Annotated in this window: 16 protein-coding genes and 1 tRNA gene; 5 read left to right on the top strand and 12 right to left on the bottom strand. The window is 40.1% G+C overall.

Annotated features, from left to right (window positions below; translation table 11 throughout):
- Positions 1–662 (top strand): ABC transporter ATP-binding protein (locus tag HVN35_02335; GenBank protein NYB51390.1); only part of this gene is annotated, 662 nt, incomplete at its 5' end.
- An 89-nt stretch (positions 663–751) separates the two neighbouring features.
- On the opposite strand, the gene HVN35_02330 is transcribed toward HVN35_02335, so the two are convergent.
- On the bottom strand, positions 752–1,210 hold the full coding sequence (locus tag HVN35_02330) for a riboflavin synthase (GenBank protein ID NYB51389.1): 459 nt from the start codon (positions 1,208–1,210) through the stop codon (positions 752–754).
- A gap of 277 nt (positions 1,211–1,487) precedes the next feature.
- Here HVN35_02330 and HVN35_02325 point away from each other — a divergent pair, with 277 nt between their 5' ends.
- A complete protein-coding gene (locus HVN35_02325) occupies positions 1,488–2,195 on the top strand; it encodes a DUF2807 domain-containing protein (protein NYB51388.1) in 708 nt (235 codons plus the stop codon).
- A 205-nt stretch (positions 2,196–2,400) separates the two neighbouring features.
- Here the strand turns inward: HVN35_02325 and mch are convergent, their stop codons facing one another.
- The 3 genes from mch to HVN35_02310 all read right to left on the bottom strand — a co-directional run bounded on the left by mch (position 2,401) and on the right by HVN35_02310 (position 5,128).
- Complete coding sequence (gene mch / locus HVN35_02320; GenBank protein NYB51387.1) at positions 2,401–3,363, bottom strand: methenyltetrahydromethanopterin cyclohydrolase; 963 nt, start codon at positions 3,361–3,363, stop codon at positions 2,401–2,403.
- A gap of 182 nt (positions 3,364–3,545) precedes the next feature.
- The gene (locus HVN35_02315) at positions 3,546–4,163 is read right to left on the bottom strand and encodes a thymidylate synthase (protein NYB51386.1); all 618 of its coding nucleotides are present in this window, start codon (positions 4,161–4,163) and stop codon (positions 3,546–3,548) included.
- Complete coding sequence (locus HVN35_02310; GenBank protein ID NYB51385.1) at positions 4,151–5,128, bottom strand: methionine synthase; 978 nt, start codon at positions 5,126–5,128, stop codon at positions 4,151–4,153. Before HVN35_02310 ends, HVN35_02315 begins: the two co-directional genes overlap by 13 nt.
- Before the next feature lie 315 nt (positions 5,129–5,443).
- On the opposite strand from HVN35_02310, the gene HVN35_02305 reads away from it, so the two are divergent.
- On the top strand, positions 5,444–5,872 hold the full coding sequence (locus HVN35_02305; GenBank protein ID NYB51384.1) for a pyridoxamine 5'-phosphate oxidase family protein: 429 nt from the start codon (positions 5,444–5,446) through the stop codon (positions 5,870–5,872).
- A 189-nt stretch (positions 5,873–6,061) separates the two neighbouring features.
- On the opposite strand, the gene HVN35_02300 is transcribed toward HVN35_02305, so the two are convergent.
- Positions 6,062–6,382: a hypothetical protein gene (locus tag HVN35_02300; GenBank protein NYB51383.1), complete on the bottom strand. Its 321-nt coding sequence runs from the start codon at positions 6,380–6,382 to the stop codon at positions 6,062–6,064.
- A gap of 384 nt (positions 6,383–6,766) precedes the next feature.
- Here HVN35_02300 and HVN35_02295 point away from each other — a divergent pair, with 384 nt between their 5' ends.
- On the top strand, positions 6,767–8,641 hold the full coding sequence (locus HVN35_02295; GenBank protein NYB51382.1) for a PAS domain S-box protein: 1,875 nt from the start codon (positions 6,767–6,769) through the stop codon (positions 8,639–8,641).
- 27 nt (positions 8,642–8,668) lie between these two features.
- Here the strand turns inward: HVN35_02295 and HVN35_02290 are convergent, their stop codons facing one another.
- The 4 genes from HVN35_02290 to HVN35_02275 form a co-directional block, all read right to left on the bottom strand.
- Positions 8,669–8,971 (bottom strand): DUF1894 domain-containing protein, encoded by a 303-nt coding sequence (locus HVN35_02290; protein ID NYB51381.1) that lies wholly within the window; start codon positions 8,969–8,971, stop codon positions 8,669–8,671.
- A 2-nt stretch (positions 8,972–8,973) separates the two neighbouring features.
- Positions 8,974–9,465, bottom strand: a complete 492-nt coding sequence (locus HVN35_02285) for a DUF1890 domain-containing protein (GenBank protein ID NYB51380.1) — start codon at positions 9,463–9,465, stop codon at positions 8,974–8,976.
- 40 nt (positions 9,466–9,505) lie between these two features.
- Complete coding sequence (locus HVN35_02280) at positions 9,506–10,588, bottom strand: hypothetical protein (GenBank protein ID NYB51379.1); 1,083 nt, start codon at positions 10,586–10,588, stop codon at positions 9,506–9,508.
- A gap of 354 nt (positions 10,589–10,942) precedes the next feature.
- Entirely contained in the window at positions 10,943–11,428 is a 486-nt protein-coding gene (locus HVN35_02275) for a GNAT family N-acetyltransferase (GenBank protein NYB51378.1), read from the bottom strand.
- A gap of 69 nt (positions 11,429–11,497) precedes the next feature.
- Here HVN35_02275 and HVN35_02270 point away from each other — a divergent pair.
- Positions 11,498–11,571, top strand: a tRNA-Ala gene (locus HVN35_02270).
- Positions 11,572–11,879: 308 nt separating this feature from the next.
- On the opposite strand, the gene HVN35_02265 is transcribed toward HVN35_02270, so the two are convergent.
- The 3 genes from HVN35_02265 to hypA all read right to left on the bottom strand — a co-directional run bounded on the left by HVN35_02265 (position 11,880) and on the right by hypA (position 14,072).
- Positions 11,880–12,905 (bottom strand): DUF354 domain-containing protein, encoded by a 1,026-nt coding sequence (locus HVN35_02265; protein ID NYB51377.1) that lies wholly within the window; start codon positions 12,903–12,905, stop codon positions 11,880–11,882.
- Between the two features lie 137 nt (positions 12,906–13,042).
- Entirely contained in the window at positions 13,043–13,699 is a 657-nt protein-coding gene (gene hypB / locus HVN35_02260) for a hydrogenase nickel incorporation protein HypB (protein ID NYB51376.1), read from the bottom strand.
- Positions 13,692–14,072 carry a hydrogenase maturation nickel metallochaperone HypA gene (gene hypA, locus HVN35_02255; GenBank protein NYB51375.1) on the bottom strand — a complete coding sequence of 127 codons (381 nt, stop codon included), beginning with the start codon at positions 14,070–14,072 and terminating at the stop codon, positions 13,692–13,694. Before hypA ends, hypB begins: the two co-directional genes overlap by 8 nt.
- Positions 14,073–14,157: the final 85 nt, after the last annotated feature.

Here is a 14,157-nt window from a genome sequence, read left to right as displayed (position 1 = left end):
AGGAAAATATTGTGGAAATAAAAAATCTCAAAAAAGGATTTGACCAGGGGAAGATAACCGCACTTAATGGTATCGACCTTGAAATCAAAAAAGGAGAATACGTCTCCATTATCGGCCCGTCAGGGTCTGGTAAATCCACCCTCCTTAACATGATCGGAGCCCTGGACCGGCCAGATGAGGGTGAAATTCGGGTGGCTGGTTATAATCTCACTGATAAGAAGGATCTGAGTGAATTCCGTTCTAAGGAGATCGGCTTCATTTTCCAGCTGCACAACCTCATCCCCAATTTAAGTGTACTGGAAAATGTGGAGATACCCATGTACGAGAGTGGCATCTCCAGTAAGAAGATGAGAAACAGGGCTTTAAAGCTCCTGGAGTATATGAATCTCTCTGATAAGGTTGATAGAAAACCAACCGCGCTTTCAGGTGGTGAAAGGCAAAGGGTGGCTATTGCCCGGTCCCTGGCCAATAAACCTTCCATTATTCTGGCTGACGAGCCAACAGGTTCCCTGGATTCTAAAAACGGTCAGATAATCCTCCAGCTCCTGGAGGATCTTCATAAAAAAGAAAATGTAACTCTGATCATGGTCACCCATGACCTGAATGTGGCAAGTCTGGCTGAAAGAACCATTGAAATGTTAGATGGGAAGATAAAAACATAAATAGTTCGAACTTTTAAAAATCCCCATCTAATATTATTACTATTTTTTTTAGATACCTATTAAACTGAGTATGAAAAGATATTAGATATTCATAAGGGCCCTTTATCTGGATGACCCTCTCTCATCCCCATTCCAGCCTCTTTTTCCAGTGCACCAGGTTTGAAGAACATTTTAACCAGATTCTGGGCGTGCTCACGGGCACGGTTATCTGCCAGGAATTTCAGGTCCTTTTCATCGGCTCCCTCATCTTCGTGTACGAAAACTTCCAGGATATGGGTGTTGGTCATAAGCTGGGCCTGTATGAGTCCGGTGGATGCTTCATGGGCACATACTTTATCTATCTTCTCAGGACCCGGCATTCCCAGGGCCATTACCACTTCACATCCCTCTTCTTCAATGAGTTTTTTACAGGCCACTGGCAAATCTTTCACACCAGGAACTGTTCTTCGAATAATCTTGTTATTGCCCACGTGTTGTTTTATTTCATTAATAGCAGCAGAGGCCATATCGTAACGAGCAAAAGTGGTGTCGCAGATTCCAATCTTCATATTATCACACTAAATAGAAATGTCAATTGACAAATTTAATTTTATTCTTTACCTTTAAAATATTCTTATTCACTTATCTTGTATTAAATTCTTTATATAGATGAGAATGACTTATTGAGATTTTAAATTAAAAAATAATCACATATAGTACTTTTAATTGGGAAAATTTCTACTAGTATGAATTTAATCCTCTGACCATCCTCATTTCAATGCTAAACATTTTATATGGTATTAAATCTAAATTAAAGTTTACTAAATTAATATAAGGGGGAATTATTTGAAGAATTATATAATTGTAGGATTGGTGCTTTGTTTGGTGGTGGCACTATCTGGATGCATCTGGCAGGGAACTGGATCAGGGAACCTCATCAACCAAAGTCAGAATGTGCAGGGTTTTAACCAGATATCCTTAAACGGGCAGGGTAACCTGATTATAACCCAGGGAAGTAGTGATTCTCTGACCATAGAAGCTGAGGACAATATTGTTCCTAAAATAAAAACCAGTGTAAATGATAATAAGCTTTCCATCAGCTTTGATCCTAACACTCCAGTGGCAACCAAACCTATTAACTTCTATGTGACTGTTAAAGACCTTAATCTGTTGGAAATAGCTGGAGCAGGCCAAATACAAACCAACAGTCTTAACACCCAGAGTCTGACCATTAACATCAATGGTTCTGGAAATGGTAATCTAGGGGGATTGAACCTGGAGAAACTCATAGTGAAGATCAATGGAGCTGGGAAGATGAATATGTCTGGCACTGCCCGGGAGCAGACCATCATCATTGCCGGAGCCGGTGACTACTCAGCCAGTGGGTTGCAAAGCTACACCGCCAGTGTCACCATCAATGGTTCGGGTAAGGCAGCTCTGAATGTGGTAGATGTTCTCAACGCCATTATTAACGGGGCTGGAGAGGTATCCTATACTGGTAGTCCCCAGGTAAACCAGCAGATAAACGGTGGAGGTTCGGTTAAAAAAACATAAACTACTTTGAAACGGGATAAAAAAAATACATATCCCTATTCTATTTTTTTACTTAATTCTTGTCTATAAGTACTTCTTTTATGATTTTGAAAACTAAATTTTTTAAGTGGATTAATAGATATTCCAACTGATAAAAAAAAGGCTTGATTAGAAAAAAAGTTGTAGATGAATGGTAGAATTGCTCCTACAATTCATATAAGATTCCCTACAACCCGAATGATTTTTTCAAAAGTTCCACATTAACGTATCCTGCACGGAATATTTCTCCAGTGGTGAGGTCGTTTATGACCACTTCTGCAGGGGCGAACATTCCCTTGTCAATCTGGTAGAAGTCGAAATTGGCTTCCTTGAAGACATCGTAGAATGGTTTTCCGTATCCATCTGCTGCAGAGGAGGGTAGTTTTTCTGCCAGTGCTTTGATGTCATCTTTGGTTTCAGATTCCACGTAGTAGTATGTTCTGCCACCGAAGAGCACGGCATCATTGGTTTTTCCCATTGCTTTAAGGCCGTCGGGGTCAACTGGGGCTATGGGTGCGATTCCAGCGGCGTGTTTGACCTTGTTCACATCAAAGTGAAGTGCTTCCAGCATCTTGTAGGTTCCGTTTTCCACCACTCTCCCTGCTATCTGGATGGAACCAACCAGAGAGGAAGTAGGGGCCACCAGAACGTAAACATTCTCCGGGCTCACCTTACATTCCTGGGCAATGTAGTCAGTGACATCCTCACCAGGCAGCACATCTGCCTCCAGGGTGAGTATGGCCAGGTCTGCTTCATCCATGTAGCCAATTTCTTCATAGGTTTCCTCAGGTTTCAAGGCAAGGGCTCTGGCAGGACCAGATCCCAGGGCAAAGAAGTCACCCACACTCACTGACCATCCTGCTTTCTGTGAACCCAGAGTGGATATGGCAGGCTGGTGAGTTTTTATCTTCACTGAGGGCAGGGCAATGCTGTCAGCCAGTTCTCCAGGGATGGAAATTCCCACTTCTGCCAGTCCCCCCAGGCAGATTTTGGTGTATAATTCCCCGGCTTTGAAACTTCCAGTTACATTAACTCCTGCATCTATAACTGTGGAACCGTTTTTTAGTTTGCTAACTGCAATATTAAGGTCGTCTGCATTCTCAATCATTAAATCTACTGTCTTTTTTGCTTCCAAATTGACACTTACCATCTCTTCACTTCCCATGAAATTGAGTTTATAATGGATATTAAGGCCTGATGTTTTTCACTGCACTATACTTGGCCACCATCCATTTATCCATTAAATCTCTTTAATCTATAGGGATTTTTAAGTTTTTTTATTTAATTTTAGAAAATTATATATGAAGAGTTTTTCCTTTCCAGAAAGATAGATTATACTCTTAAAGCCTCTTCAAAGTTCACCTGGTATATGTGGGCGCTGATGGAGTGTATGGTGAGGGTTCCCACTTCCACTCCCACTTCTCCAGCCACATACTCAGACAGGTGGGCTAATCCCACTGCATTGGGGAACCAGGCCCCGTATATATCATGGGAGCGCCATAATCCTGTGGTGTGTAGTTTCCCATCTCTGATTTTAAAGTCCACCAGGATCATGCAGGGCACCTCATCCTGTCGGGTGTCTGTGGTAGGGTCCCAGGTAACAGAAATAGCCCTCCTAGATTCTTTGCAGTTTTTAAGGCGCTTGATAGCTTCACCTATCTGGTCGATGCCTTCGAAGTGTTCTCGCAGCCGGTTTCCATAGGTGTATACGAATCCCTGTTTATCATCACTTAAAAATTGTTCTGCGTAGATTTCCAGTTTCTCCCCACTCCAGAAGTAACCATCAGGGATCTCCAGTTCCAGGGGATTGTTAATGGTAACTACTGTGTTTAGAAGTTCCAGGGTGAGGGAACCTCTTTCATCCTTTATCTCAGAACCATTCTGCATTACCCTTTTAACCAGTGTTTCCCATCCCCTTCTTATGGTGGGTGTTTTAATCAGGATAGCCATCCCACTACCTCCGTCATATTTTTCAGTTTATTAAAAGCCACCTCTTGTGGTAAGGTGCGCATTCCACAATCCGGGTCAACAATCAGCTTATCTTTTCCAACCAGTTCCACTCCCTTTTCCAGGAGTTTCTGGATTTCAAGTGTACTTTCTACCCTCTCTGTTTTGGTGTCAACACAGCCAAAACCGATCTTCTTATCCTTGAGCTTCACATTTTCCAGTAACTGCAAATTTTTGCCCATCCCTGCGAATTCACAGTCAATGATGTCCACCGGGAATTGGAGGAGTTCTTCAAATACCTGGCCCACATCCCCACAAACATGCATGGCCAGGGGCACCTTTATGTCAGTGGTGGCTATTTCTATGGCCTTGTAAGCTGTTTTAATATCTGCCATGCCTGTGGAGAGGAAGGGTTCGTCGAATTGTATCATGGCTGCCCCTGCTTTTTCCAGATATTTGGCTTCTTTGTTCAGAGCATATGCCAGGTCAATTATGGCTTTATCCCGGGTTTTGAGGGTGTAGAATCCTTCGATTCGGGAGGATAAGGCCAGTGTGGTGGGTCCGGTTATGATGCCCTTAACTCCCCGTGCCTTTTCCTGAAATTCACCATTTTTTATTGGATCCGGGCTTGATTGGAAGTCTTTAGATAGGTTTTTGGCAATTTTTAGGGCGATTTTTATATCCTCAGCACCGATGGAATAGTTTAAGGGGAGTATTTTTCCTTTGATTTTGGAGGTTCCCTCCTCCCAGGCCATTCCAGGGATGTGGCGTGAGAATATCTCCACCATATCTCCCCGTACCTGTCCTGTGGAAATGATGTTGATACCTGCTTTGATCTGCTCTGAGGCTGCGTATTCCACTGCCAACTTAAAGGGATCGTAATTTCCCAGGAGGGATGATATCTTAGAAGTGAGGGATGCAGGTTCATGGGGAGGGGAAGGGTAGCTCCCAACTACTGTAGTTAACATTAAAAACCTCTTAAAAGACTGTTAAGCATTTTTATTTCCTATACACTCAGTAATATGGTCCTCGCCATATATAAATCATCACTCTACCTTCACTTCTCATACCATGACCTAGCTCATGAACCTAGCTAAACTTACCACTCCCCTTAAGCCTCCCCTATTATACGGGTAATTATATAGGGTAATTTATAACCTTAATAAACATATAATAATATCAGGAAGATCTGTAAGATTTTCCTGAAAGGTTAAAAAAAATGTAAAAATAAAAGGTTGTTAAGAGATTTTGGATAATTTAAAAAATAAAGGGGGAATTTTTCTATGGAATTTGCTGATTGTGTGAAGTTTGCCAATGAAAATCCTGTTGCCTGGCTGGCAACTGTTGATGGGGACCAGCCCCGGGTTAGGGGTATGGGAATGTGGTTTGCTGATGAAACTGGTTTTTACTTCCAGACTGCTGCCATGAAAGACTTGGTGCGTCAGTTAAAAGAAAACAGTAAAGTGGAATTTGCCTTCCATAAGCCAGATGAGATGGCTGGGACCATGCTGAGAGTGGCTGGAGAAGCGGAGTTATTAGATGACCCAGAGATTAAAAAGAGGGTTATAGAAGACCGTCCATTTTTAAAGGATTTCGGACTCACAGCTGAAAGTCCCCTCCTGGTTGTTTTCCGTGTTTCAAAGGGTGAAGCTCATTTCTGGGATTGGGAGAGTAATTTGAAACCTAAAGAGATTGTAAAGTTTGGAGATTAAAACACTCCCTAATATATAAAAAAAGAGATAAAAAAAAAGATAAAAAAGAAGAGATATATTACCCAGAACTTTACAAAACAATCCCAAATTATTCAAATATTATCAAATATTATTCAAAACATCATTGACCAAATTTATTTATTTTTTATTCACTGGACTTTACTCCCTTGACCTGGATTTCTCTAACCTTTATTTTCTTGACTTTGCTAATTCACTGACACGGTGCTTACCACCACCATGGTAATAGTTGCTATCCTTAAATTGCACTCTCCAAATCTCCCTATTTTTATGATAGTAATTATTGTTACCTTCCGGGATGTCGGGATGGTGGATTATCATCCTCTTTTTAGGTGCTTTAGGTGCATCATCCACCAAATCCTCCAAATCCTTATAATGCCTGGCCCATGTATGAGCCATTAAACCCATAAGAGTCAAATCCTCTAAATCAAAGCCCATGAACAGCCATGGATAAACCTTATTAGGAATAACTTTATGTGGAATAAGATTCATACTAAACACCCGTAATTATTTATTATTTATTAAAAGCCTCAATTAACACCCTTAAAATCTTTAAGACATGAGATTTTAATATTTTCTTTTACTTAATTATCTAATTTTCTATTATTTTACCTATTCTATTTGGGTTTCAATCCTTGTTTTACTGGAATAGCCTCTGAAACAAAAAAAAACATGCTCGCATATTCTTTGATATTAATTTCCGATAAAATATTCTAAATTGCTATGTAATAAAAATAAATATCCAAAAAAAATTTTCTTATAGTAGTTTGATTTAAAAATTATCACTTACAATGTATTATAAAATATCTAAAATAAAGGAAATCCAACAAGGGAAGTGAGTTTATTTCAAACAAAGATGAAAGATACCGGCGGATAATGGAAAATTCCATTAATGGAATCCTGCTGCACCGGGTTATCCGGGATTCCCTGGGAAATCCCACGGATAGTGTCATCTTGGAAGTGAATAAAAATTTTCAGAATCTCACCGGACTTTCTTCAGAAGAAACCACCGGTCAGAAGGTTGAGGATGTTTTCCAAGACCCAATTATTCTAGAAAAGCTTAAAAAATTGGAAAAAACTAAAAAACCCGTCCGTTTTGAGGAATACTTACCCCAATTTGATAAATATCTGGAAATATTCTCTTTCCCCACTGTTGAAGATGAATACGCCACAGTTTTCCTGGACATATCCAGTCGTAAATATTCTGAGGGGAAAAAAGAGGAAATAAAAAAGGAACTTACCTCCCGCCTGAAACAGCAATCAGCACTCTCAGAGATAAGTCAATTAACATTGTCACAACTGTCCTTGAAGCAGATCTTTCAAAAAACTGTGAAAATTCTCCTTGACTCTCTAGAAGTGGATTATACTAAAATTTTAAGATACATACCTGAGGATCATGAGTTAGAAATGGAAGCAGGAGTCGGATGGAATGATCCTGGTAATAAACCCTACAGGGTGCCTGCTGATATTAATTCTCAGGCTGGTTATACCTTAATGTCCGAAAAACCCGTGGTGGTTCAGGACCTTTCACTGGAAACCCGTTTTTCCGGTCCCCAGCTATTGGTTGACCACCAGGTTACCAGTGGAGTTAGCGTTATCATTGGCCAGATAGAAGATCCCTACGGTGTTTTAGGAGTTCACACTACTTCACATCGCATTTTCAGCTCATATGATGTTGAATTTCTCCAGTCAGTGGCCAATGTTCTGGCCGGAATCATAAATGAGAAGCATGTAACCCAAAAACTGGAAGAAAGTGAGATTAGATATCGTTTGCTGGCGGAAAATGCATCAGACATGATATCCACCCATGACCTTGAAACCAATTACACCTACGCCTCCCCCTATTGTCTGGAACTAATGGGCTACCTGCCTGAAGAACTGGAAGGTAAAAATGCCTGTCTATTCATACATCCCGATGATATTAAGACCGTTATAAAGAGTCATGAAAATCTTTTAAGCTCCCAGAAAACTACAAAAACTACCTACCGGTTAAAACATAAACAAGGACCATACGTGTGGGTTGAGTCAACAGCCAGAATTTTAAATCCCCAAACCGGTGAAATAATTGTTATTACCCGGGATATTTCTGAAAGAATCCGTGCTGAAGAGGAACTGAAAAGCTCACTTAAAGATAAAGAAATTCTACTTCAGGAAATCCATCACCGGGTTAAAAACAATATGCAGATAATATCCAGCCTCCTAAACCTTCAATCAGCTTTCATAAATGACTCTGAAGCTGTGAATATTCTTCGTGAAAGTCAGAACAGAGTAAAAAGCATGGCACTCCTCCATGAACATTTATACCAGTCCCGGGAAATGGATAGGGTTAATTTCAAACATTACGTTAAAAACCTAACTGACAACCTTCTCAGCACTTACAGTTCAGTTTCCAGCAATTTAAAACGGGAAATATTGGTGGAAGATGTGAGACTCAACATTGAAACCGCCATTCCCTGTGGACTTATCATCAATGAACTTTTAACCAACAGCTTAAAATACGCATTTCCCCAGAAAGAAAAGGGCACTATTTTTTTGAAGATTTATTCCCACCAGGACAACTACGTCCTTCTTCTGGGAGATGATGGTGTGGGTTTGCCCCCAGATTTGGACCCGGAATCCACCCAGACCCTGGGATTGAGATTGGTACACAACCTGGTGAACCAGATAGATGGTAAATTAAATATCAAACCTTCTAAAGGTACTTGTTTTGAGATCATATTCAAGGAAGTGCAGTATAAAAAGAGAATTTAAAGGAACACAGAGATTTTAATTACCTGATTAATCAATACCCACTGATCTTATTTTCTCCCTCTCTTCAGATGGAACTGGTACCTCCACAGTTGCTGTTCCGTAGCAGGGTTTGGTGTAGGGTAACATTATGGTGCCCTTCTCCTCATTTATGCCAATGGGTACTGGGGGGATTCCGATAATCCGGGCTCCCACGATTTTTTCTCCAGGTTTAACATGCACCACTTCTGGTGCTTTTTCTTCTATGAACCGGGCGCAATCTTTAAATCCGGATCGGGTCATGTGTATTTCATAATCTTCTGATTCTCTCAGATAAGTTTCAAGACAGAACATGTTTACAGCCCCCCTGGTTCATCCATTTTTTCCTGGTTTTTCAGTCTCTCCAGTGCCTTATCCAGACGTACTCTTAGGGGTGTGGGATTATGGTATGCTCTGGCTGAGGCTATATCCGCTTCAGTGTTCTCCCTAACCATTTTCTGGAAAGATTCTAGTAGTTCTTCATCACGGTGGAACACCAGGGCCAGGCTAGGGGTGTTGAGGATGTGATAAAAGGTTACAAAATAGCTAACTGCAGCGTCTTTAGCCACAAAACCCAATAGGAAATCATAATCTCCTTCATTGAGTCCGTCTAAACAGGATTCAATATCGATTTTGTTTTTAATGTAATGTTCTTCCGGGTCAGACACTTCCAAGAGCTTCTTGGCAGATGGTGTACCGGCAATGGTAACCTCATAACCCATACCAGTTAGTTTGAAGGTGGCGTAAACTGCCAGTGGCGTTTGTGAGGGTGACTCAGGACATCCCAATAATATTATAGCTTTTTTCACAAATATTACCCCTTTATTTAGTTAAATCCCCTTTTAATCCCTATTTCTTCTTCACCATGACCAGATGTCCCACTACCAGGGCACTGAGTAATAGGAAGGTTATAAGGGCTGTTCCGTTGAAGGATCGGTTCATAAGGAAGAGTCCCATGATTCCCTGGGCAATAAATGCAGTTAATGATCCTATTAACAGGGCTTCTCTTCCCAAACAATCTTTTTCACCATTTTCTCGTCTTCTTCTGTAGATGCGGAGCATCCTGAAACCTGAATACATTACAAATACAAACCATCCCAGTAGAAAGACTAAAAACAGATAACCGAAGTCAAAGGCCACACCGAATATCCCGGGTAGCATGTAGTCTATAACATCCTTTTTGGTTACCAGTATTCCATAAAATAGGGGGAATGGTAACCCGAATAACATTATTAAGGATACTGGGAGTGATATGTATCCATCGGATCCTCCCCGGCAGGCATCTGCCCAGTAACAGGACCCCAAGTCATGCCCGGTTAGGTTAGCATGACCTATCACCATTTTAAGGCTGGGGATGGAGAAATTTTCAATTCTATTTAATCTTAATAGAGGGCTTAGAATATTCATTTCCAGGACTCTGGATAAAACTTCCAGGGATCCGAAACCGATTATTGCAGCAGCCACAACCAGGGCGATTCTTTTTACAGTGAACACCGATTTCTGTCGGAAGGATTTGGAGATAATGAAAAAACCGATGAATAATCCGAATAACCATAAAAGCAGGAATGATCTGTGCATCAGACCCCCGGCAATGGTTATGAAGATTATAACTCCGTACATGTATAGTTTAAGACTTCGGGTGTTTATACCGGCGTCTTTCATAATGGGAATGGCAGCCATTATGGTTACCACTGCTAAAAGAGCCAGTGGCCCGTAGGGATGGGTGAATTCTGAATGGGTGAACCCCGGTACGAATAGAAACAGTGCATCCACTCCAAACATTAAGGCAAATCCTGCGGCAACAATCATGGCCACTAGCAATACCAAGTTCAAAGCCATGGGTGCCAGGTTCAGCAGGAAGATGATTGCTATCTGGATTATGATGGCTATTTCAATAATGTATTGTAAGTGACTTTGAGCAATTAAAGCCATATTATATGATTCCTCCAATTTAACGAGTTTATTAACTAAATCAGGGTCTAAAATATTAATTTAAAAATCACAAGCGTATTACAAATGAATTCTTATTGATTTTCTAACAACTATATGATATTTTCTAACAACTATATGATACGGGTGAATTTTAATTGCATATCCAATGTCAGATTATCAGATATATGGTTTCATTAGAATGATAATGCAATCAAAAAATATTAGAACGGGATCTTATCCCCAAATAATCATTTATTTAATTGCAATTGGGAACTTGCATCAACCCCATTTGTAATCAGATTCCAGTATTCTTATATACTTTATAAGGTACCTATTTAAAAGCTTTGTGAGATTTCATATATCACGATAAAAGAGCACTTTATGATCACCCGGACCGTTATAATCCTTCACCACAGATATTCCCTTAATTTCCATGGTTTTATCATTTTTAACTGCTTCAAATCCCATTTTTTTGTAAAGTTTTTGGGCTGTTCTATTTTCAGGACCTGTGATGAGAAACATTTTCCGGCATCCCCTGATGGAGACTAGATCCGTGAACTTTTCAATTAACATGCTGGCAATTTTATTTCTTCTAAATCTTGGATCCACACACAAAAGATGGATATAAGCTTCTCCAGGATTTACCTGAGATATAAAACCAAGAAGGAAAGCTATTATGTTTCCTGATTCTTCCTCAGCCACTAAAGAGGTATTGTTGAAGAATTTAGTGAAAATATGATAGATTGAATTGCGTTCTGTGACCATTGGAGGGCATTTGAGTGAAAGTGAAGCCAGTTCTATGAATTCTTCCTCTTTTACCTGGCGTATTTTGAAAGACATATGAACATTCCCACCTACATAACTAATCCAGCATTAAGTTTAAATACCCGAAAAGATAAGTGCTATAAGGGGCTGGTAGCTCAGGTTGGTAGAGCGTCGCCTTGGCATGGCGGAGGCCCCGGGTTCAAATCCCGGCCAGTCCATTACTATAACACTTTATTTTCCATAAATTTTTTTAAAAAAAATCTCTAGAGTATTACTAGAACTTTAATACCTATTTATAATCCTCTTTTTTGTTTATATAACTCTGGAATTACTGGAAAAATTATTATGAAATCTTACAGATTAAAAATTCATACCTGATTTAAGATTTTTGCTTAAACTAAGATATCTACCCTCTTGTCTTATCTAACTATTAATTTTACCATATTCCCCTTTTAAATATTACAATAAACTATTTTAATATAAATTATGATGTTAATATGGGTTTGTGTCCCCAGTATAATCTTTTTTATCCATTAGCTGCTTGGTAGATGTTTTCTATGATTATTTCAAACAGATTATCAGTTGAAAGTTTCTTAGGCTGATAGTTGTCTTTAAGAAGTTCTCGAGCCATCTGGATTATCTCCTCAGAGTTGATGGAACGTTTCATTAATCCTTTTTCAATGTAATAAGCATCAACTGAGAGTAAGGTGCCGGGATAACATGATATCACTGGGGTTCCCAGAAGGGCGGCTTCCCGGTTCATGGTTCCACCAGCCCCTATTACCAGGTCACATGCTTTCATAAGGCTGAAAGTATCCACAGGAGGTTTTATGAGTGTTATCTGGTCATCATCCTCAAATATATCCTGTTGTTCCCGGAAGCGGGGGATCACTAAGATATTAGCCTGATCCTCCAAGGCCTCCACTATGGGAGATAGTACTGTTTTACGGCAGTCAGCATCTAAATAAGAAGCAAGTGCGGGTTCCGGTCGCATGAGTATGGTCTTTTCCTTGTCCAGATCTAATTTGAGATCCTGAAAAATGTTAGGATTATACTCAAAATCAACCAGATGGGTTATTTCAGAGGTGCCATTATAGGGAAGCAGATGGTCCGGATCAGCACCACACCTAATCACCTTTTCAGGCTCAATCACTTGGGGGAGTATGATCCTATCACATAGGGGTAATGTGAGTTTATTTGCAGCGATGGCATGTTCATTGTCCAGTACATATACACTGGGAATCTTAAGACCGTAAGAAATCCTGGGAAGTTCAATGGAATGCTTGGATACAGCCACGTCAGGTTTTTCTCTACTTATTATTTGAGAAAGCTCGTAAGCTCGCTGTGTGCTGCGGATAAGTTTTTCTTCCAGGGTAACTCCGTGCCATCCCACTAGATTGTAATCTATTTCAAATAAATCCAGGAGCCGGTGCACATCCCCAAACCTGCGTGCAGTTATGAAAACCTCTTCACCCTGATCCTCCAGGTAGCGAATAATACTGTGGAAAAACCGCACGTGTGGTGCATTAACAATATCGATCCAAATCTTCAACTCATCACCACTTTTTCAATCACATAAACACTTTATTTAGAATTTGAACTACGAATAATCTTTAAAAATCTCCCAGTCCATTGATTGAATTTAATTGATTTTAAGGATTATGGATATGGATAAGAAGGATTGAATATTTAATAATCCTTTAAAAATTTATCAATTGCCTTTACAACTTCCTCAAATCCAGTTCCAGTTTTGAGGCTGGTTTTTATGACCTGAACTTCAGGGTTAATCTCCCCCACGTCTTTAACCATTTTATCAGAATCAACCCCCACAGCATCAGCCAGATCCACCTTGTTTATAACCACCAGATCTGCATCCTGGAAGATCAGGGGGTGTTTTTCCACGGTGTCATCACCTTCAGTTACACTGATAACCACCATGCGCATGTGACTGCCCAGATCAAAATCCACGGGACATATGAGGTTCCCCACATTTTCAATGAAAAGAATATCCATCTCAGCAAGAGGTAAGTCATGGATGGCGTGTTCGACCAGATGAGCATCCAGATGACACTCTTTCCCAGTATTTAATCCCACTACTGGAACCTGGTGCTGTTGGAATCGGCCGGCATCGTATTTACTAATAACATCTCCAGCAATAACACCGATCCTGTAATCCATGGCATCAATTAATGCCTCTATTAGTGATGTTTTTCCAGATCCTATAGCTCCCACCACATCCACTGCAAAAACACTCTCTTTATCGAGTTTTCTCTGATTTTTTTTAGCCAGTTTACGGTTGGCCACCATTATATCATGTTGAACTTCAACTTCCGCAATCTTATGCATCCTCATCACTCTTTTCGATTTTAATATTTTTCACATTACATTCTCTTCCCTTGATTATTTCCACATTCCTCTCTCCACACTCAGGGCATAGAACTATAGCCAAGTAATGGTCGGACCCATCTGTATTGGCTAATCCTTCAAATTCACAATTTCGACATTCTATCTCCACAGGTACGTCTTCTATGATGATTTTTGAGTTTTCAAGGAGTGTGTCCTCGGTTATGACATCTAATAAAAATTTTAACTGTTCTGGATTCAGCATGGTTAACATTCCCACTTCAATAGTGACTTCCACTACCTCGGTGGCGTTATTTTTCTCTGCAGCATCCAGTACTGTGTCAACTATGGCCTGAGCCATGGATAATTCATGCATAAAGCTACCTCTCTTGAGCCTGTATTAACCTATGTTATGGGAAGCTTATTAATAAAGTTAACAAATAATTAAAAGTGAAAGTAAA

The sequence above is a fragment of the Methanobacteriaceae archaeon genome, assembly GCA_013403005.1.
Classification (GTDB): Archaea; Methanobacteriota; Methanobacteria; order Methanobacteriales; family Methanobacteriaceae; genus Methanobacterium.
Note: the sequence above shows the minus strand (reverse complement) of the source record. Positions and strands in the feature narration are given on the sequence as shown.